We start from the raw sequence: 21,467 nt of genomic DNA, 5'->3' as shown, positions 1-21,467 counted from the left end.
CTTTGTTTTTTATTTAAGTTTTTTTGGAAAAATTTGTTCATAAAAAATAGGAAGCATTAGACTTCCTATTTTAGTTACTTCTATCATATCACAAAACAATTCATTTAGGGAACGTTTGTTCATAATTTTGTTTTATTTAAAATTCTTTTTGATATTTTTTGGAGCTGTTCTTGATTCGTAAAGTTGCCACTCAACAAATCTGGGAGTACTTCTTCTAAGAAATAGTTTACACTGGCTAAATGGTCAAACTCCAAAATTGTTTTCAATGACTCTTCATAAATCTCTGTAAATACACTTTCTGGATTTCCTTTTTGAATCTCGCCAAATGATTCATATAATAAATCGACTTTATCTGCAACAGATAAAATTTGTCCTTCTAACGAGGAGTCTTTTCCTTCTTTTAAACGTTCTAAATAGACAGCTTGAAACTCTTCAGGAATTTCCTTTTTCACAAAATTCTCCATCATTGAATCTTCTACGTCAGCTAGCATTTCTCTTAACGCAGGCGTTGCATATTTGACTGGAGTCTTAATATCTCCGATAAACAACTCGGTATAATCATGATTCAAGGCTTTTTCATATAGCGAGCGCCAATTGATTTCTTGCCCTGCTTGCTCTTCTACAGTACCTAAAAATTGAGCAATTTGGGTTACTTTAAATGAATGCGACGCAACTGAATGATCTTCGTATTTAAACTTCCCTGGACACCGAATTATATTTTCTAAATCGCTTAAACTTTTAATGTATTGATGCATTCCCATTCTCACATCATCCTTTCTTTTTGGTAAATTTTTATTATCCTATCATATTTTACTGATTCTGTATAGTTTCACTTATTTATCATAGCAAGTCTATCGACAAAATACCAAAAGGACCACTCACTAAAATAAGTGAGTGATCGAATTTGTTTATTTTTTGCCTAGTTTTCTCATTGGTAATAAGATAGTCAAACTAATTAACGTAACCAATATTGTTGCACCCATATCAGCTAAAATCGCAAACCATAGTGTCAACCAACCTGGAATAGTTAATAGCAACGCAATTACTTTTAATCCTAAGGCAATCGAAATATTGATTCGAATAATTTTTTTTACTAATTTTGCAATTCGAATCGCATCTGGCAAGCGACCTAAGTGGTCTTGCATCAAAACAACATCCGCAACTTCAATTGCGCTATCTGTCCCTTTCCCCATCGCAATGCCTAAATCGCTTTTTACTAAGGCTGGTGAATCGTTCACACCATCTCCAACCATTGCTGTAATCCCTTTCGTTGATAGTTCGTCAATTAAGTCAAGTTTTTGTTCTGGTAATAATGAACTATGAACTTCATCGATTCCTAGTTCATTTGCAACACTTTCTGCAATTTTTTCGTGATCCCCTGTGAGCATTACAACTTTTTTCATTCCTAGTTTATGCAAATCAGAAATGATTTCTTTACTTTCACTTCTGATTTTGTCGGTTAAACCAAAGATACCTAAAACTTCTGTTTCACTAGCTGTAATCACTAAGGTACGTCCATTTTCTTTAAAATATTCAATGTCTTTTTTGATTTCTTTTGTTAAAAGCTCTTCCGGTATTTGACGTTCATTTCCCAGGAAATAATGAGTATCCTTTATTTTACCAGTTAATCCACTACCAGCTACTGTTACCAACTCTTCAACTTGTAGCGAGTCTTCTTGCGAATTGTTTTCTAAGGTATAGCTAACAATTGCTTTAGCAATTGGATGCATCGATTCTTGTTCCATTAAACGACTAATTTGATAAAATTCAGGACGATATACTTTAACATCACTCACAGCCAGTTTTCCTTCTGTTAAAGTTCCTGTTTTATCAAATGCAATTGTTTCTAAGCGACCAAGTGTTTCTAAGTGATTGCCTCCTTTAATCAAAATACCAATGCGAGCTGATTTTGTAATACCTGCTACTAAAGCAATTGGAGAAGAAAGGACTAGTGCACATGGACAACCGATAATTAAAACTGCCAATCCTTCGTATAACCATGGCATCCACTCAGCTCCTAAGAATAAAGGTGGAACAATCATTACGAGCACTGCTAGGAGCATAATCAACGGTGTGTAATATTTAGCAAATTTGTTAATGAATAGTTCAGTTTGTGTTTTCGTTTCTTGTGCTTCATAAACTAAATTTAAAATTTTGGCTAATGCGGAGTCTTGATACGCTTTTGTTAACGTAATAAATAACGTTCCATCATTGTTAATGCTTCCGCCAAAAACCGTTGCATCAATCTGTTTTTCAACAGGGACAGACTCTCCTGTAATGGCACTTTCATTGACTGAACTTGTCCCTTTAAGGACAATCCCATCAGAAGGAATTTGTTCACCCGCAATGACTTTTACCACATCGCCAATTGCTAATTGGTCGATAGAAACTTTTTCTTCAATTCCATTTTTTACCCGCATTGCGAATTTAGGTTGAACATTTAAAAGACTCTCCATTGATTTTCGAGCTTGCATCATTCCCAATCCTTCAAGCCATTCGTTTACACCGAAGAGAATTGCAACCAAGGTTCCTTCTCGATACTCACCAATAGCAAACGCACCAATTAATGCAATGGTCATTAAAGTATCAATGTTAAAGGTAAACCGTGTGAGGTTTTTTGCTCCTTGTTTGAAAGTTGGCCATCCACTTAGAACGGTTGCTACAAAATACAAAGCTAGTGAAAAATAGGTTTGCCCATTATCTTCTACAAAAATTCCAATTAGTAGGAGGATAACTGAAATAATGACTTTTGTAATCACCATCTTTGTATCTCCATCTTCGTGATTGTGCTCGTGATCTCCATGATCCTCTTCTTGATTATTTTGAACTGAGGTTACTAATCGAGCATTTTCAGTTGCTAATATTTTTTCAACAGCTTTTAAATCTAAGTTTTCTGAAGCCACTAAAGTACTTGTTGTGTAGTTTAATTTCGCATCTGTCCCATTTTCTAAACGATTGATCTGGGTTTCTAGCCTTAATGTGCAATCGGCGCAATCTAATCCTTTGACTGGATATCTTTTCATCTTTCTCACCCTTTCTATTGAATATGTTTGGTATGTTTTACTGCTTGAGTTAGTAAATCTAATACGTGTTCATCATCTTGACTGTAGTAAATTGTTTTGCCATCGCGTCTTGATTTGACTAAATTAGCGGTTCTTAGAGTTCTAAGTTGATGTGAGACTGCTGATTGTTCCATCCCTAAACATTGGGCAATCGCTCCTACGTTAAGTTCTTGCTTTTCTAATAAGTATAAGATTGAAATCCGAGTGGGATCACTCAATACTTTGAAAATTTGACTGACGCGTTGTATTGTTTGATCCGTTAATTTTTTATTTTCAAAAGTCATTTATTTCCCTCTTTTCAAATGTTCGTCTGTTCATATTTTTATATTATCATATGTTTATTTTTATTTCAAGTCAAAACAAAAAAATGACAAAAGTTAAACTTGCTAACTTTTGCCATTCGTTTTATTTTTTATTTGTTGTATTTAATTCAGATACTTTTCCAGTAGAAAGGTAAACAATCCACTCACAAATATTGGTAACATAATCACCAATACGTTCTAAGTAACCTGCAACTAACATATAATCTGAAGCACCAACAACGATTTCTGAGTTGGCTTTCATTTCTTCAATACAGCTTTTATAGATTTGCTTGAAGTATAAATCAACTTCGCCATCCATTTTTGCGATTTTTTTGGCTTTCTTAGAATCATTTTTTACGTAAGCTTCTAAAACTTCCTCTACCATCACTTTTACTTTATCTGCCATATCTGCAATTTCTGCTTCAATTTCAGGGATGCGTTTGTTTCCTTTTACTCGAATAGTTGATTTCGCAATACTTACTGCATGATCCGCCATTCTCTCTAAATCTGAACTCGCCTTCATAACCGTTACAATAATTCTTAAATCGGTTGTAACCGGTTGTTGTAAGGCTATCATTTCAAAACTTCTTTTTTCTAAATCTAATTCACGTTCATTAATGAAATGGTCATTAGCAATAACCTCTTTTGCTAACTCTTTATCGTGATTGATAAAAGCTTTAACCGATTTATAGATGGCTTCATTTACCATCATGCCCATTTCAGAAAAACGCAAGTGTAAGTCATTTAATTCCTCTTCAAAAACTCGTCTCACGGATAATTCCTCCTCATTATTTTTAATTAACCAAAGCGTCCAGAAATATAATCATCGGTTTCTTTTTCGTGTGGATTTGTAAAGATTTGTCTTGTATCTCCAAATTCAATTAAATCTCCTTGTAAAAAGAATGCGGTTTTATCTGAAATACGTGACGCTTGTTGCATATTGTGGGTTACCATTATCATGGTATAATATTCTTTCAATTCTAGCAACATATTTTCGATTTTTCCACTTGAAACGGGATCTAAAGCACTTGTTGGTTCATCTAATAGAATGACTTCTGGTTCCACTGCCAATACTCTTGCAATACACACACGTTGTTGCTGCCCACCAGATAATGAGAGGGCACTTTTATTCAGCTTATCCTTAACGTCTTCCCAGACTGCCGCTTTTTTTAAGCTCTCTTCTACAATAGCATCCATCTTCGCTTTGTCTTTCATACCTGCAATCTTTAGCCCATAGGCAACATTGTCATAAATAGAGAAGGGAAAAGGATTTGGCTGTTGAAAAACCATTCCAACTTGCTTTCTTAACTTAACCGTATCCATCTTAGGACCGTAGATATCTTCGCCTTTTAACAGCACCGTTCCATTGATTGTAACGTTTGGAATCAAATCATTCATTCGATTTAAAGTTCTTAGATACGTTGATTTCCCGCAACCACTTGGACCAATCAAAGCAGTAATTCCCTTAGGTTCAAAATCTAATGAAATGCCTTTTAAGGCTTCATTTTTTCCATAGTATAAATGAACATTTCGTGACTCAATTACATAATTTTTTTCACTCACCTTTGATTCCTCCTATCCAAAGTGTCCTGATACATAGTCTTCTGTCGACTGAATCTTAGGTCGTGTAAAGACTTTTCTAGTTTCATCGTATTCAATCACATTTCCCATGTAGAAAAAGGCTGTATAGTCACTGATACGAGCAGCTTGTTGCATATTATGCGTCACAATTACAATTGTGTACTGTTCTTTTAAAGAAAGTAACGTATCTTCTACCTTACTCGTTGAAATTGGATCTAGTGCACTTGCGGGCTCATCTAGTAATAGTATATCCGGTTTCATCGCAATGGCTCTAGCAATACACAAACGTTGTTGTTGTCCACCTGATAATGCTAATGCACTTTTATGCAAATTATCTTTGACTTGATCCCATAGAGCTGCTTGTTTTAAACTGGTTTCAACTATTTCGTCTAATTCATGCTTGTCTTTTAGACCATGACGTTTTAATGCGAATGTAATGTTTTCATAAATTGATTTACTAAATGGGTTCGGACGTTGAAAAACCATGCCGATATTTTTACGCATTTCGTAAACATCAATGTTGTTTGCATTAACATCAATTCCTTGATACATAATTTCACCTGTTACTTTAGTACCCGAAATTTCATCATTCATTCGATTCAAAGCACGTAAATAAGTGGATTTCCCACAGCCACTTGGGCCAATTAATGAAGCAATTTTATTTTTTTCAAATTCTAAAGAAACACCTTTAATGGCTTCATTTTGACCATACCATACATGGAGATCATTGGTTTTTAAAGCTACTTCTTGCCCGCGATCCATTTTAAAAATATTGGTTTCAAGCTGATTTTGTTGTTCTAGCAATTTATTCACTCCTTAATCGTAGCTTTTTCTAGTTCGCTCTTATGCAGATGTTGCTTTTTTATGAATCCATTTTCCAAGGAAACGAGCAAGGAAATTAAACAGAAGTACTGCAATAATTAATACTGCTGATGCCCCAGCTGAAACAGCCGCTGCGTCAGGCATAATGCCTTCGCTATTTACCTTCCAAATATGAACAGCCAATGTTTCTGCTGGACGTAGTGGGTTTAATGGACTTGCAATGTATAACGGATTCCAGTTTGTAAAATCCAAAGCTGGTGCACTTTGACCCGCTGTATAAATTAACGCTGCTGCTTCACCAAAAACACGTCCGGCTGCTAAAATCATCCCAGTTAAAATACCAGGCAATGCAGCTGGTGTAATGATGCGCGTAACGGTCTCCCAACGAGATAAACCAAGTGCTAGGCCAGCCTCTCTTTGAGTGGAAGGAATCGCACGTAAAGAGTCTTCTACCGTTCTAGTTAAAAGTGGAAGATTAAATAAAGTTAATGCAAGGGCACCTGATAAAATTGAAAAACCAAACCCTAATTGTACAACGAAAATTAAAAAACCAAAAAGTCCGACTACAATTGAAGGCAGTGAACTTAATACTTCAATTGCCGTTCTAACAAAATCAGTAATCCAATTTTTCTTCGCGTATTCTGAGAGATAAATTCCTGCTCCTAACGAGATAGGAATACTAATTATCATTGTTAAAATCAAAAGATAGAAGGAATTGAATAGTTGAATTCCTATTCCGCCACCTTTTTCAAATGTTTTTGCTGGTTTTGTTAAAAAGTCCCATGAAAGATGAGGAATTCCGCGCCATAAAATAAACGCTAATAAACTGAATAAAATCAATACAATTATTCCAGAAATAATATATAAAATGCTAACTGCAAGTTTATCTGCTCTTTTGGCATTCATCTATTTAACAGCTCCTTTTTTACCAATCATGCGGATGGCAATATTGAAAATCAATGACATCACTAATAGGATAAGTGCTAATGACCATAGGACATTGTTTTCTAATGATCCCATGACTGTATTTCCCATTCCCATTGTTAAAATACTCGTTAAAGTTGATGCCGGTGATACTAAATCTTTTGGCATTAAGGCTGCATTCCCTACAACCATTTGAATGGCTAAGGCTTCACCAAAAGCGCGGGCCATCCCGAAAACAACTGAAGTTAAAATACCGGGTACCGCAGCACGCAAAACAACTTTATAAATCGTTTGCCATCTTGTAGCACCTAGCGCCAATGATGCTTCTCGGTAATGCGTTGGAACTGAATTTAGTGCATCTACAGTCATACTTGTTACCGTTGGTAAAATCATAACGAATAAGACAAAGGTTCCTGCTAAAATCCCAAACCCACTCCCACCAAATGTATTTCGTACAAATGGAACAATCACTGTTAAGCCAATAAAACCATAAACAACAGAAGGAATCCCCACCAACAACTCAATAACAGGCTGTAAAACTTTTTTTCCTGTCTTTGGTGAAATCTCTGTCATAAAAATAGCTGCTCCTAATGCAAAGGGTGTTGCCACAATTGCTGAAAGCAACGTTACAACAAAAGAACCTGTAATCATTGGTAACGCGCCAACAAGTGGTTGGCCGTCTGCTCCCTTAGCACTTGGATTCCAAACGGTTCCCGTTAGAAACGCCCAAAGGGATACTTTATTGGTAGTAAATGTAGCGATTCCTTTACTTGCTACAAAATATAAAATTGATGCAACAACTAACACGATAAAGGCAATACAGATAAAGCTAATACTTTTACCAATTGTTTCTAATTTTGACTTTTTTGATTTTTTTAACAGTCGTTCATGAATTTCTTCCAAAAGAAACCCTCCTTTATTGAATGTCTCACAACATAATGGTCTTGCTATCAAACAGCCTTTTTGATTTACCCTAAGGCTCTCACTTAAGTAAATAATACTGGAAATCTCTTTAAATTACGACTTTGACGTTTTTTAGTCAATGGAAAAGACGACTGCTAAAACCCTCAGCCGCCTTTTCTCATTAAACTAAATTTCTTAGTCTATTTGATTACTCCATCATGACTGCGTTCAACTTTCATTGAACTGATTGGAAGGTAACCTAATTTTTTAACAACGCCTTTTTGAACTTCATCTGTTAGCATATAATCTAAGAATGCTTGAACATCTTTAGACGGTTTGCCTTTTGTATACATATGCTCGTAAGACCAAATCGTCCAAGAGTTGTCTGCTACATTTTTTTCAGTTGGTTCTACGTTATCAATAGATAACGCTAAAAGACTGTCGTCAAAATAAGAGAATGCCAAGTAACTGATTGCTCCTGGTGTTTCAGAAACAATTTTACGAACAGCACCCGATGAATCTTGCTCTTGGGCTTGGATTGCTTTTTGTCCATCTAATGCCCATTTTTCAAAAGACGCTCGTGTTCCACTTCCGCTTGCACGATTTAAAACAACGATACTTTGATCTTTACCCCCCACTTCGTTCCAGTTGGTAATTTTTCCAGTAAAGATATCAATCAGTTGTTGTTTAGAGATTGATTTAACGCCTACGTTCTTATTCACAACAGGTCCCATTCCTACAACGGCAACCTTATGATCAACAAGAGCCTTAGCATCTACGCCTTCTTTTTCTTCAGCAAATACATCTGAGTTTCCAATTGTTACGGAGCCGTTTGATACTTGGCTTAATCCAGTTCCACTTCCGCCACCTTGAACGGTAATCGTGTTCCCTGGGTTGGCTGTTGAATATTCTTCTGCAGCAGCTTCTACTAGCGGTTGTAAAGCCGTTGAACCCACTGCAGTAATTGTTTCTGTTGGTGCACTATTTTTTTCGCTTGATTGTGAGCTTGCTGATGAATCTGTTTTATTTCCTCCACAAGCTACTAATGTTAAACCTAAACCTACTGTGAAAACAACTTTTGCTAAGTTATTAACTTTCATCATTATCCATCCTTTTCCAAAGCAATGTTAGACGTCCTTTTATTTTTCTCTCGTCCACAACTTTATCTTAAGGTTTGAATATTAATTTTGATTTCTTTTTGTGTAAGCTTTGTGTATCTCTTTGTAAAGTTTCGCTTCGCTTTGTAAGGAAAGGGCTACTCAATTGGACTGACAACTCCATCGACGGTTCTTGTTACTTTCATATCAGCAGAAGGTAGGTACCCTAATTTTTTTACAACTGTTTTTTGAATATCAGGTGATAAAATGAATTCAATAAAATCCTTTGTTAATCCTGTTGGCTCTCCTTTAGTATACATATGCTCGTAAGACCAAATCGTCCATTTATTTGTTGTCACATTTTTATCTGTTGGTTCCACGCCATCAATTGATAGAGCTTTAACCGTATCATTGACGTATGAAAATGCCACATAACTGATAGCTCCTGGTGTATCTCCTACAATTTGGCGCACCATGCCTGTTGAATCTTGCTCTTGAGCCTGGATACTTTCTTTGCCGTCTAAGGCCCATTTTTCAAAAGTAGAGCGTGTTCCACTTCCTGTTGCACGATTTAAAATAACTATTTTTAAATCTTTTCCGCCTACTTCTTTCCAATTCTTGATTTTTCCAGTAAAAATATCTTGTAATTCTTTTTTAGTTAATTCTTTTACTCCTACGCCTTTATTCACAATTGGTGTAATCCCAACAACCGCTACTCTGTGATCTACTAGTGCAGCCGCGTCAATGCCTTCTTTTTCTTCAGCAAATACATCTGAATTTCCAATATTTACCGCACCACTTGCAACCTGACTTAAGCCTGTTCCACTTCCGCCACCTTGAACATTGATAAATTTACCTAAATGAGCAGTTGCAAATTCTTCACCTGCTGCCTCCACGAGGGGCTGTAAAGCTGAAGAACCAACTACAGTAATTGATTCGCCGCGGTCAACACCTTTTCCTCCACATGCTGCTACTAAAAATAGGGAAGAAAGAAATACTAGAAGGGCAGTTTTTTTTAATTTCATCTAAATAAAACCTCCTTTTTATCTTAATCAGACAATTCATCTCTATCATACCTTAACATTGTAAAATCTATTCTCTCCTTTTGTAAATTTTATGTAAAGGCGATTTACAATAAGCTCACCTCTTTGTTCTATCTATTAATAAATAGTTATTCTCATCTTATTTTACAACGCTTTGTGATTGTGTTTTTATTTTGTTTTTTTAATTTTTTTATGTTATTCTAAGTTACACAACTGATAGATGCTTTAATCTTTTTCTTAAGGAGGAATCATGAGCATGGAAAAAAATCAAAGTTTTGTTGATGGATTAATTGAATCGATTGTGAAAAAGGCGCCCCTTTACGCTAAAAACACAACAGCTCATTCAAGTAAAACAGACAGCAAGAAAGTTTCATCAAAAAAATAAATAACTACTTACACGATTTTTGTAACAACTTATTTATTTAACTCCCCTTTAAAAAGACTCTCTTAAAAAGAGAGTCTTTTTTATTTTTTAATGTTATTTTATACTATTGGCATTACTCGTTCATTTCCATTAGTATGTGATTCATTTGATTTATTTTATTATTAGTTACTTATCGTTGCTCTTTTTATTATATTTCTAAAAAAACCCTCTCAATTAAACTAAATTGAGGCTTATTTTTTTTCTGCTTTGATTCTATTTAAAAACCTTATTTTATTATATTGTTATTTTATACAAAAAAAGTCATTAAAATAGGTGCCTATTTTAATGACTTTTTTCAATCTTGAAACGGCAATCGAACTGTAAAGGTGGTGCCTAACCCAAGTTTACTGGTTACTTCAATCGTTCCATTAAAATTTTCAACCAAATATTTTACAATTGATAAACCTAATCCTGTTCCACCTGAATTTCGACTTCGAGCTTTATCAACTCGATAAAAACGCTCAAAAATTCGGTCTAATTCATCTTCTGGTATTCCCATCCCATTATCAGTTACTTCAATAATCGCTTCAGTTAAAGTTTTGGTAACCGTCACTTCAATTTCCCCACCTATTCCGGTATAGGCAATGGCGTTGCTGATTAAATTGGTAAGAATTTGTTTTAATCGACTGATGTCCCCATTTAAATAGGTAATTTCTGTATCCGTCAGAATTAACGACATTTTCTTTTGTTCTGCTTCTTTTTTTACTAATCTAAAACTTGATAGAATTGCTTCCTGAACATTAATTTGTTCAATTTTTAATGGAACTTGTTTTTGTTCTAGTTTGGACAATTCTAAAATATCGTTAACTAAAAGATCTAAGCGACTGCTTTCCGTATACATAATCTCTAAAAATTGCTTTAAAACCGTTTTATCTTCCATCGCTCCGTCTAATAAAGTTTCAGAAAATCCTTTTAAAGCTGTAACTGGTGTTCTCAACTCGTGAGACGCATTGGTAACAAAATCACTTTTAACTTTTTCCAGTTTTCGGATTTCAGTAATGTCATATAACAAAACAATCATATTCAATTCGCCTTTATTTTTACCTGTGATTGGCACAATATTGGCATCCACAATATGCTCTTCTGGATAATAAAAATAAATTTCATTATTTTGAGGTTTCTTTTGTCGATAACCTTGTTCAATAATTTGACTTAAACCATAACTTTTAGTCGCTTCTACGTAGGATTTCCCTAACAAATCAGTTAGTTTTTCTCCTAAGATGCCTTCCATTGCAGGGTTCATCAACTGAACTTTTCGTTCATCGTCTAACAGCATAACCCCAATAACCAAATGATTAATGAGACTATTGATTCGTTCATCGTTTTGAGCAATTTCAAACATTTGATCTTCTAGGCTGTTCGCTAGATGATTGATAACTGAACCTAACTCAGCAATTTCACCGTATCCTTTGCCATTGTATCGATTGTGATAACGATTTTCAGATAAATCGGTTGCAACACTCATTACTTCTTCAATAGGCTTCACAATTCTTTTAGTAGTGACTAAGGTTAAAATAATTCCCAAAATCATGACACCAATAATAAAGATGAACAATGAAAGTTTAATTTGCTTATTTAGTTGTGTCATTTCAGCAATTGGCTTAGATAATCGCAATACACCTACTAGTTGCCCTGACGTATTGGTTAATGGCACCGCAACATAATAAAGCGTTGTTTTAGAGGTTGTACTCGAACGTTCTGAAATAGCCTCTGATTTGCCTTTTAGAACTTCTTGAATTTCAGGTCGTTTCAAATGATTCTCGATCACTTTATTAGTCTTATCAGATTCATATTGCACTGTCCCGTCAAGGCTTATCAATGTAATTCGTTCATTGTCATGTTTTTCTATATGGTTCAATTGTTGTTTTATTTCACCAAAGTTACGTGTATCTAACTTGGTTTGATCAATTAAACTACGAATTGTTTTAGCGTTTTCAACTAACTGGCTACTTTGTGTTTCAAGAGCATATTCTTTCAATAATGAACTTGAAAAAATTCCAATACATAAACTTAGCAAGCTAAATAGTAAAATAAAAATTGCTAAAATACGAAATTGTAATTTTTTCATCATTTAGGAACCTCAAACTTGTATCCAAAACCACGAACGGTCCGAATATAAGCTGGATTTTTTGTATCTAATTCAATTTTTTCTCTTAAGTGGCTAATATGAACATCAACAATTCGAGTCTCTCCAGCGTAATCAAAGTTCCAAATTGCATCTAATAATTGTTCACGACTTAAAATTCGATTTACTCGTTTCATCATATATAACAATAACTCAAATTCTTTTGGCGTAACTTCTATTGGTTTTTCTCGCACGATTACTTCGTATAATTCCGGGAAAATTTTAATTTCACCAATCGTAATTTCAACTAGTTCTTCTTTTAAATTTTCTTTTTCTTCTTCAACTTTTCCTTTTGAATGCACACGTCGCATAATGGCTTTCATCCGCGCTAAAACTTCACGTGGGCTAAAAGGTTTTGTCATATAATCATCTGCACCTAGCTCTAAACCAATGATTTTTTCCAGCTCGTCGTCTTTGGCTGTTAAAATCATAATTGGTGTCTCTATTTTTTCTTGTCTTAATTTCTTACAAACTTCCATTCCATCCATTGAAGGCAACATTAAATCTAAAATAATAAAAGCATATTTATTTTTTAGTGCTAATTCATAGCCTTCTAAACCATCTGTTGCTGTTTGAACGTCGTAACCTGCTTTTTCTAAATTAAACGCTAGCAGGGTTAAAATAGACTCTTCATCATCAACAATTAAAACTCTTTTCATAATAAGATTAGCCTCCAACTTGATTGTTTCTTTTAGTTAAATTAGTTTTTCAGGAATTGTCACTACACCAATTTCATGTGGCGAATCTTCATAAATGGCTGTTTGCTCTAATCGGTACTCGCCATCAATTTGTTTAATTTTTAAATGACAGTATGCGCTGTTTATTTTTAGTGCTTGATAAAAATCATCTTCTGTTTTTATTGGCAGATCATTACAAGTCACGATTGTGTCCCCAACAGTCAACTTCATTTTAGCCGCTGGTGTTTCTGGGCGAATTCCAAGTACTTTTAAGCCTTCGTCATCTGTTCCATATAAGAAAGACCAACTGTGTTCTCTCTTGCGATGACGTAAATATACAACGATAGCTCCTATGAAAATAACTAAATAACTAATCCATGTATAGGCTGGCCAAACAATATTAAGGCCAATCAAACCAACTAATACACCTGTTACTATCATTAAATCTTTAACAACAAGGTTTAAAGCTTGTTGGGGAATTTGAGTTTGAACTTTTAATTGTAACCCTATTAAAATTGGTAAAAATAATACGGTATATGTTTGATTTCCAATCGAAAAGACGGGCCACCAATCAAACACAGCAGTAAATAAACTTCCTGGTACAATTGTTAGTAAAGGAAATACCCAAAAAGGTTTTAAAAAATAACTTCCCACCCATTTACCACGGCTTGTTTTTAGAAATTCAGGAGATAGTTGCTTCATTTTATAAAATCTTAAACTAAAAATAGTTACAAGTAACGTTAGGAACATTACAACTAAACCATTTATAAGTAAATGATCATTGAAAAAATTCAACTGATCGATATGATAACCCATTAGGTTTAAACCACTTGATGAATTAGTTTCCAGTATTCCATTGGCTACAATTAAAAGTAACGCCGTCACTGGAAACGTGATGATTGGATGAATATAACGCGTTCCAAATAGTATTAAAAGAATGATTGTTGAAAGTTGGTAACAAATAATCCATTCAATTGTCAACGGTACTCCAATAATCGTCACTATTGACGAAACAACTACCCCTGGAAGTAGTCCCATTAATAAAAAGTTTTTCACCTCAAACCATTCTTTAAAAATAGCTACTCGATAAGTTTTTCTCTCTGTTCGAATTCTTTTTAAGCTCATGCCGATTGACCAAATAATTCCTATAATAAATAATGGCTGAATAAAAAATAATCCGACAATCATTACTATCGTCTTAATCCACTCTCCCATAAACTTCATCCTTCCTTTTCATCACACTTACTTTCTATTTTAGCAAATACTTGGCAGATAATCACGAAATAATCTTTTATTTTGAAATAAACTACTATAAAACAAAAAAATACCAATGAACGGTGCATATTTACGCCGTTCATTGGTACCAACCATAAGGGATAGGTTTATTTATTACATAATTAAGAAATTTTTAGTTTACGCGACCAAAACCAACAAGGTATTTAGCCCAGTAGTATGGCGAAATTGACGCTACAGCCACTCCACTTGAACTTTGAGAACCGATAAATTGGCCGTTGCCAATGTAAATTCCAACGTGATCAATTGAGCCAGATTGGTTGAAGAATACTAAATCACCAGGTTGTGCTTCTGCTTGAGAAACACGACTTGTTGCAGCATATTGTGCACTTGCAACACGTGGTAGGCTGACACCTGCAGCAGCAAATGCATACATTGTGAAACCAGAGCAGTCAAATCCAGCAGTTGTTGTTCCACCATATAAGTATGGTGTGCCTGCAACGCCGTAAGCAGCAGCACTAACTGTTCCCCAACGTCCGCCAGCAGCAGGTGCTGTTGGTTTAGCAACTGGTGCTGAACCGTTAGATACAGGTGTTGGTGCTTCATTATTGCTTACGTTTGATGCTGCAGCAACTGGTTTTGCTTCATTTGCCGTTTGAATTGCTTTAGCAGCTTTTTCAGCATCTGATTTTTGAGTTAAGAAAGTAGCTTTTTCACTTTCTGCAGAAGCTTGTTCTGAAGCAAGTGAAGCAACAACGGCTTCTTTTGAAAGTTTTTGTTGTTCTAAGCTAGCTTTAGCCGCTTCTAATTTAGCAGCTAACATTGTTTGCTCATTTGCTTTTTTCTCAGTTTCTTTTTGTTTAGCAGCTACTGATTCTTGATCTGCTTTTTGGTCTTTCACTAATGTTTGGTTAGCTGAAACCATTTGAGAAACAACATCAACTCGTCCAACAACGTCGCTTAAAGACTCCGCAGATAATACAAAATCAAGATAGTTTTGTGTATCTCCATTGACTTGAATGGTACGCGCTTGTTCTTTTAACTTATCTTCACGTCCTGCAATTTTTTCATTTAAAGTATCAATATCAGCTTTTAATGTTTTTAATTCATTTTGAGTTGATTGCATTTCAGCAACTAAATCTTTTGCTGATGCTTCATTTTCAGTAATAGAATCTGTTACGCTAGCTAATTCTTTTTTAGCATCTGCTTGTTTACCAGAAATTTCAGTTACTTTTGATGATGCTTTGGTAATATCCTCATCAACTGATGCTGATGCACTAAAAGGTGCTACCAATGTTCCTAACCCGATTGTTCCAATGACTGCTAAAGTTATGATTTTCTTATTCACGTAGTTATTCTCCTATCTGACCCTTATGATTTTTTTATTTTTTTGTTTAATTTATACTTTTAAGAATCTTCTCATTGAAAGCAATGATCCGAAGGCTCCGATGAAAACACCGAGAGCTAATAGTAATCCACCAATTTGGTATAAAAATGGCTGTGGTGCTAGTAATGCAAAATATGTTCCCTGTAAGACTTTTGTTACAAAATCGTAAGCTGCTACATAAACAAAACTTAAGATTGCAATTGGAATGATTGCTCCGAAGAACCCAATCCAAGCTCCTTCTAAGAAGAATGGCCATCTGATAAATCCGTTTGTTGCACCGACTAATTTCATAATTTCAATCTCAGTACGACGAGATAAAATTGTAATTCGAATGGTATTTGAAATTAAGAACATTGCAACTAATAATAATGCAATAATAATAATTCCACCAATATTTCGAACGGCTGAAACAAAGTTGAATAATTTTTTAGCTTGTGCGCCTCCGTAATTGACTTTAGCGACATTGTCTAATTTTTCAGCAGCTTTAGCTACTTTTTCAGTATCTCTTGGTGATTCAGTACTTACGACATAAACATCAAATAATGGATTGTCGTCGCCACCGAATAGATTAAATTCTGATCCGTAACTTCCGACTACTTTATCTAATTCTTGCTCACGACTTGAATACTCGATTTTATCAACATTAGATAACTTTTTTAAATCTGTTTTTAGTGTATCTTTTTGTTCTTTAGTAGCTGCTAAATCAATGTAAACACGAACACTTACATCATTTTCAACATCCGTTGCCAACTTATTGACATTTAAAAGAATTGAGATAAATGAACCTACTAATAGTAAAGTAACGGTTACAGCACTGACTGCTGCAATAGACATCCATCCATTTCTTTTTAAACTTTTTAAACTCTCAACAGCGTGTCTCTTAAACGTTCTAACCTTCATAACCATAATCCCCTTCCAATTGATCTCGGACAATTCGTCCATTTTCAACCGCTAGGACACGGTGTTTTACAACGTTTACGATTTGACTATTATGAGTTGCCATTACCACTGTTGTGCCTTGATTGTTGATTTCTTCTAAGATATTCATGATTTCCCATGATGTATCTGGATCAAGGTTACCCGTTGGCTCATCTGCAATCAATACTCGCGGCATATTTGCAATCGCTCTTGCAATCGCAATTCGTTGTTGTTCTCCTCCAGAAAGCTCTGTTGGAAACATTCTAACTTTATGTTTTAATCCAACTAAATCAAGAACTTCTAGTACACGTTTTTTGATAATTTTAGGATTTTTTTCAACAACTTCCATTGCATATGCAATATTCTCATAGACAGTTAGTCTTGGTAATAATTTGAAATCTTGGAAAACAACGCCCACATGACGTCTTAAGAATGGTACGTCACGATCTTTCATTGTTACAAGATCAAAATCTCCTACTTTAATACTGCCTTTTGAAGCTTTTTCTTCACGATACATCATTTTTATAAAGGTTGATTTCCCCGCTCCACTTGGACCAACTACATAAACAAATTCACCTTGTTCTATACGAACGGTTAAACCATTTGCAGCTGTGATGCCATTTGGATATTTTTTATAGACATTCAACATTTCTATCATATAATCACCTTACTTTTCTAGTTTTGCTATCATTATCAGGTGTTTCTTACTAAATTAGGATTCATTAGTTATACTTTTCCCAACGCTTATCCATTATAGCATTATATACATTTAAGTCTGTTGTATTTTCTTTACAAATATATTTCAATGTGAGGTGAAAATGTAATGAATTGTCTTATTAGAGATGAATTTCCTTTGCCAAACAAAATAGTTCATTTTATTATTGAATTTATGTATTTTTTCAGCGAGAATCCCCACTTTCAAACAATATACCTCCTTTTTTTGGGTTCCGATATTTACCATTGTAACAATAAAAAAGAAAAAAATTGCCTAATGTGACAACTTTTTTCTTTTTTATTCGTTTATTAACATGGTGCTCTTTAAATAAGCATCTATAAATGGGTCTAAATCTCCATCCATAACTCCTTGTACATTTCCTGTTTCATAGTTTGTTCGGTGATCTTTAATCATTGAGTAGGGATGGAATACATAGGATCTAATTTGCGAACCCCAACCAATTTCTTTTTGTTCGCCGCGTATTTCTGCTAGTTCTTTTTCTTTTTCTTCTAATTCTAATTGATATAGTTTTGCTTTTAACATTCCCATGGCTTGATCTCTATTTTTCAATTGTGAGCGTTGCGCTTGACTGGCTACAACAATCCCTGTTGGAATATGAGTAATTCGAACTGCGGAATCAGTTTTATTAATATGCTGTCCACCTGCACCACTTGCTCGATAAGTGTCTACTTTTAAATCATCGCTATTGATGGCTACCGTTTCAGCATCTTCAATTTCTGGCATGACATCAATTGAGACAAATGATGTATGGCGTCTTCCTGCTGAATCAAATGGAGAAATACGCACTAAACGATGAACCCCCTTTTCAGCTTTCAAATACCCATAAGCATTGTGTCCTTTAATTAACAAGGTGACACTTTTGATGCCGGCTTCATCCCCATCTTGATAATCAAGTGTTTCTACTTTAAAGCCTTTTTTTTCAGCCCAGCGCATGTACATTCTAAGCAGCATACTTCCCCAATCCTGTGACTCTGTGCCACCTGCTCCAGGATGCAATTCTATAATTGCATTATTTTTATCATAAGGCCCACTTAAAAGCATATCCAATTCATATTTATCTAAATCTTTTTGAAATTCTTGATAGTTGTCTTCTAGTTCTTTTTCTAACTCTTCGTCTGGTTCTTCTTTTACCATTTCCAACAACATCTCTAAGTCTTCTTTGGTTTGAGATAATTCTTTAAATTGATTGTATTTTTCTTTAAGGTTATTGGCTTCGTTAATAACTCCTTGTGCTTTGGTTCCATCATCCCAAAAACCAGGTTCAGTCATTCTGTTATCAAGTTCTGCAATATCTTGTTCCATTGTCTCTAAGTCAAAGAGACCTCCCAAAGCCTGCAATTTTATCTGTTGCTTTGGCTAGATTATTTCTGATTTCACTTAATTCCATCATTTTTCTCTCCTTAGTGTTCCTATTTCCAGTTTATTTTAACAAAGAACACGACTTGGTCGCAACCAAATCGTGTTCTTTGCTCTAATTTAGTTCTTAAACTTTACCTTTTCCGTGACAGTTTTTGTATTTCTTACCACTGCCACATGGACATGGATCATTACGTCCTATTTTATCTTCAACTTTAACTGGTTTTGATTTTGCTGCTTCAACAACATCTCCATCACCTGATGAACGAGCAGGAGTTCCTTGAGCAACTTGCTCTCTTTGAAGATTTTGTCTGATTTCAGATTTCATTAATAGACGAGTAACATCGTAATCAATCGCTGCAATCATTTCTTCAAATAACTTGAATCCTTCTGCTTGATATTCTACTAATGGATTTGTTTGAGCGTATGCTCTTAAGCCAATACCTTGTCTTAATTGATCCATTGTATCAATATGGTCAGTCCATTTGCTATCAACGACACGTAAAACAACTACTTTTTCAAATTCAAGAATTTGGTCTGTACTGTTTAATTGTTGTTCTTTAGCTTGGTAAATTTTTTCAGATTTATCTAGTAAGAGTGCTTTGATCTCCTCTGGAGATTTATTTTCTAAGTCACTTACTTTCAGGCTGTCTTCGTGAACGATTGCAGAAGTTGCAAAATCATGAATTCCTTGTAAGTTCCATTCTTCTTTTGGTCCTTGTGTGTTCACATCAACCATACGATCAATTGTGCGCTTAATCATTGGAATTGTGATTTTTCTTAATGATTCTTCCGCCATAATGACTTCTAAACGTTGTCCATAAATAATCTCACGTTGTTCACGCATTACATCATCATATTCTAATACGTTTTTACGTGTATCATAGTTATTTCCTTCAACACGTTTTTGAGCCGATTCAACTTGACGTGAAATCATTTTACTTTGAATCAAGATATCTTCATCTTGAACTTTCATACGTTCAAGAATTGCTTGGATACGTTCTGAACCAAAACGTTTCATTAATTCATCTTCTAATGATAAATAGAATTGAGTGACACCAGGGTCTCCTTGACGACCTGCACGTCCACGTAATTGATTATCGATACGACGAGATTCATGACGCTCTGTACCAATAACACACAATCCACCAACTTCAAGTACCCCTGCACCAAGTTTAATATCGGTACCACGTCCAGCCATATTGGTTGCAATTGTTACAGCGCCTTTTTGACCAGCACTTGTAATGATTTCAGCTTCTTTAAAGTGATTTTTTGCGTTTAAAACTTCATGATGAATACCCGCTTTTGTTAAAAGGTTTGAAAGCAATTCAGACGTTTCAACAGCAACTGTCCCCACTAAGATGGGTTGACCTTTTGCATGACGTTCTTTGATTTCTTCTACAACAGCATTGAACTTGCTTGTTAATGTTGCATATAATAAATCCGGACGGTCATCACGAATAATGGGTTTATTTGTTGGGATTTCTACTACTTGAATGTTGTAGATTTCACGGAATTCTTCTTGTTCTGTTTTAGCAGTACCAGTCATTCCTGCTAATTTTTTATACATACGGAAATAATTTTGGAAGGTAACGTTAGCCATTGTTTTTGACTCGTTTTCAATTTCTACGCCTTCTTTTGCTTCAATCGCTTGATGTAGTCCATCAGAATAACGACGACCGTCCATGATACGACCAGTAAATTGGTCAACGATTAATACTTCACCGTCTTGAACAACATAATCGATATCTAGTAACATGATATAATTTGCACGTAATGCTTGATCCACATGGTGAATCAACGCTGTATTGTCGATGTCATATAAGTTTTCAACACCAAATGCTCGTTCTGCTTTTACCATACCTTCTTCTGTTAATCCAATTGTTTTAGATTGTACATCAATTGTGTAGTCTACTTCAGCTTTTAACCCTTTAGCAAATTGATCTGCTTTTGTATAAAGAACAGTTGATTTTTCAGCTTGTCCTGAAATAATTAACGGTGTTCTGGCTTCATCAATTAAAATTGAATCGACTTCATCCACGATTGCATAGCTAAGCGGACGTTGTACCATTTGTTCACGGTATACGACCATGTTGTCCCGTAAATAATCAAAACCTAATTCATTATTGGTTGTATAAGTAATATCGCATGCGTATGCTGCACGTTTTTCTTCGGCGCTTTTAGAATTTAAATTCAACCCTACAGTTAAACCTAAAAATTCGTATAATTCACCCATTTCAGTTGCATCACGACTAGCTAAATATTCATTTACCGTTACAACATGCACACCTTCGCCTGCAAGAGCATTTAAATACACGGGCATTGTTGCGGTTAACGTTTTACCTTCACCTGTTTTCATTTCCGGAATATTCCCTTTATGAAGAGTAATACCGCCCATTAATTGCACGTGATATGGGTAAAGACCTAAGACACGTTTTGCTGCTTCACGAACGACTGCAAAAGCTTCTGGTAATAAATCATCCAATGTTTCGCCAGCTTGGTAACGTTTTTTAAATTCAGGTGTTTTCGCCTGTAATTCTTCATCTGTTAAAGCTGCCATGCGGTCTGCATATGCTTCTACTTTATTTGCTAATCTGTCTAGACTCTTAATTTCTTTTTTGTCATTTTCAATTAAATTTTTTAAAAAATTTGCCATCAATCTTTCTCCTCTTTGTTGTTCATTCTATTTTTATTAGTTTAGTTTAAGATTTATCTAAAATTCTATTTATCTCAAATAATTATACCCTTATTAGCTGGTAAGTGCTATCTTTTTAATTTTATCACTTGTTATTGATAATTGGAACCTTTTTTTAGACATAATCGTTATGTTTTCATTATTGACTTTGCTAAGTTTCTTTATAGCGCCTTTTAGAGGTA

Annotated in this window: 19 protein-coding genes; 1 reads left to right on the top strand and 18 read right to left on the bottom strand. The window is 34.8% G+C overall.

The window, feature by feature from the left end:
• Nucleotides 1–119: 119 nt before the first annotated feature.
• The 10 genes from CDIMF43_RS04570 to CDIMF43_RS04525 form a co-directional block, all read right to left on the bottom strand.
• On the bottom strand, nucleotides 120–761 hold the full coding sequence (locus CDIMF43_RS04570; protein WP_074401379.1) for an HD domain-containing protein: 642 nt from the start codon (nucleotides 759–761) through the stop codon (nucleotides 120–122).
• Nucleotides 762–908: 147 nt separating this feature from the next.
• Nucleotides 909–3,023 (bottom strand): heavy metal translocating P-type ATPase, encoded by a 2,115-nt coding sequence (locus CDIMF43_RS04565; RefSeq protein ID WP_109841302.1) that lies wholly within the window; start codon nucleotides 3,021–3,023, stop codon nucleotides 909–911.
• Between the two features lie 14 nt (nucleotides 3,024–3,037).
• Nucleotides 3,038–3,346 (bottom strand): ArsR/SmtB family transcription factor, encoded by a 309-nt coding sequence (locus tag CDIMF43_RS04560; protein WP_109841301.1) that lies wholly within the window; start codon nucleotides 3,344–3,346, stop codon nucleotides 3,038–3,040.
• A 121-nt stretch (nucleotides 3,347–3,467) separates the two neighbouring features.
• Nucleotides 3,468–4,136: a phosphate signaling complex protein PhoU gene (phoU, locus tag CDIMF43_RS04555; protein WP_034571415.1), complete on the bottom strand. Its 669-nt coding sequence runs from the start codon at nucleotides 4,134–4,136 to the stop codon at nucleotides 3,468–3,470.
• 26 nt (nucleotides 4,137–4,162) lie between these two features.
• A complete protein-coding gene (pstB, locus tag CDIMF43_RS04550) occupies nucleotides 4,163–4,927 on the bottom strand; it encodes a phosphate ABC transporter ATP-binding protein PstB (RefSeq protein ID WP_034571417.1) in 765 nt (254 codons plus the stop codon).
• A 12-nt stretch (nucleotides 4,928–4,939) separates the two neighbouring features.
• Nucleotides 4,940–5,707 (bottom strand): phosphate ABC transporter ATP-binding protein PstB, encoded by a 768-nt coding sequence (gene pstB, locus CDIMF43_RS04545; protein WP_074401452.1) that lies wholly within the window; start codon nucleotides 5,705–5,707, stop codon nucleotides 4,940–4,942.
• 81 nt (nucleotides 5,708–5,788) lie between these two features.
• A complete protein-coding gene (pstA, locus tag CDIMF43_RS04540; protein WP_074401376.1) occupies nucleotides 5,789–6,673 on the bottom strand; it encodes a phosphate ABC transporter permease PstA in 885 nt (294 codons plus the stop codon).
• Complete coding sequence (pstC, locus tag CDIMF43_RS04535) at nucleotides 6,674–7,594, bottom strand: phosphate ABC transporter permease subunit PstC (protein ID WP_034571423.1); 921 nt, start codon at nucleotides 7,592–7,594, stop codon at nucleotides 6,674–6,676. It abuts the gene before it with no gap.
• Between the two features lie 200 nt (nucleotides 7,595–7,794).
• Entirely contained in the window at nucleotides 7,795–8,694 is a 900-nt protein-coding gene (locus tag CDIMF43_RS04530; protein WP_074401375.1) for a phosphate ABC transporter substrate-binding protein PstS family protein, read from the bottom strand.
• A gap of 155 nt (nucleotides 8,695–8,849) precedes the next feature.
• Complete coding sequence (locus tag CDIMF43_RS04525) at nucleotides 8,850–9,716, bottom strand: phosphate ABC transporter substrate-binding protein PstS family protein (protein WP_074401374.1); 867 nt, start codon at nucleotides 9,714–9,716, stop codon at nucleotides 8,850–8,852.
• Nucleotides 9,717–9,990: 274 nt separating this feature from the next.
• Between CDIMF43_RS04525 and CDIMF43_RS13875 the strand changes: the two genes are divergently transcribed.
• Nucleotides 9,991–10,119 carry a hypothetical protein gene (locus CDIMF43_RS13875; RefSeq protein WP_255309222.1) on the top strand — a complete coding sequence of 43 codons (129 nt, stop codon included), beginning with the start codon at nucleotides 9,991–9,993 and terminating at the stop codon, nucleotides 10,117–10,119.
• Between the two features lie 334 nt (nucleotides 10,120–10,453).
• On the opposite strand, the gene pnpS is transcribed toward CDIMF43_RS13875, so the two are convergent.
• The 8 genes from pnpS to secA all read right to left on the bottom strand — a co-directional run bounded on the left by pnpS (nucleotide 10,454) and on the right by secA (nucleotide 21,246).
• Nucleotides 10,454–12,229, bottom strand: a complete 1,776-nt coding sequence (gene pnpS / locus CDIMF43_RS04520) for a two-component system histidine kinase PnpS (protein ID WP_233218291.1) — start codon at nucleotides 12,227–12,229, stop codon at nucleotides 10,454–10,456.
• On the bottom strand, nucleotides 12,226–12,942 hold the full coding sequence (locus CDIMF43_RS04515; RefSeq protein ID WP_109841300.1) for a response regulator transcription factor: 717 nt from the start codon (nucleotides 12,940–12,942) through the stop codon (nucleotides 12,226–12,228). Before CDIMF43_RS04515 ends, pnpS begins: the two co-directional genes overlap by 4 nt.
• A 36-nt stretch (nucleotides 12,943–12,978) precedes the next feature.
• A complete protein-coding gene (locus CDIMF43_RS04510; protein ID WP_109841299.1) occupies nucleotides 12,979–14,175 on the bottom strand; it encodes a PDZ domain-containing protein in 1,197 nt (398 codons plus the stop codon).
• A 193-nt stretch (nucleotides 14,176–14,368) separates the two neighbouring features.
• A complete protein-coding gene (locus CDIMF43_RS04505; RefSeq protein ID WP_074401371.1) occupies nucleotides 14,369–15,541 on the bottom strand; it encodes a C40 family peptidase in 1,173 nt (390 codons plus the stop codon).
• Nucleotides 15,542–15,592: 51 nt separating this feature from the next.
• Complete coding sequence (ftsX, locus tag CDIMF43_RS04500; protein ID WP_074401370.1) at nucleotides 15,593–16,480, bottom strand: permease-like cell division protein FtsX; 888 nt, start codon at nucleotides 16,478–16,480, stop codon at nucleotides 15,593–15,595.
• Complete coding sequence (gene ftsE, locus CDIMF43_RS04495) at nucleotides 16,470–17,156, bottom strand: cell division ATP-binding protein FtsE (protein ID WP_034571436.1); 687 nt, start codon at nucleotides 17,154–17,156, stop codon at nucleotides 16,470–16,472. Before ftsE ends, ftsX begins: the two co-directional genes overlap by 11 nt.
• 354 nt (nucleotides 17,157–17,510) lie before the next feature.
• A protein-coding gene (gene prfB / locus CDIMF43_RS04490; RefSeq protein ID WP_135014770.1) for a peptide chain release factor 2 occupies nucleotides 17,511–18,621 on the bottom strand; the annotation gives its coding sequence in 2 pieces (ribosomal slippage) (nucleotides 17,511–18,548 and nucleotides 18,550–18,621; 1,110 coding nt in all).
• A 96-nt stretch (nucleotides 18,622–18,717) separates the two neighbouring features.
• Entirely contained in the window at nucleotides 18,718–21,246 is a 2,529-nt protein-coding gene (gene secA, locus CDIMF43_RS04485; protein ID WP_074401368.1) for a preprotein translocase subunit SecA, read from the bottom strand.
• Nucleotides 21,247–21,467: the final 221 nt, after the last annotated feature.

Source organism: Carnobacterium divergens (assembly GCF_900258435.1).
Lineage (GTDB): Bacteria > Bacillota > Bacilli > Lactobacillales > Carnobacteriaceae > Carnobacterium > Carnobacterium divergens_A.
This window is presented reverse-complemented; position numbering and strand designations above follow the sequence as displayed.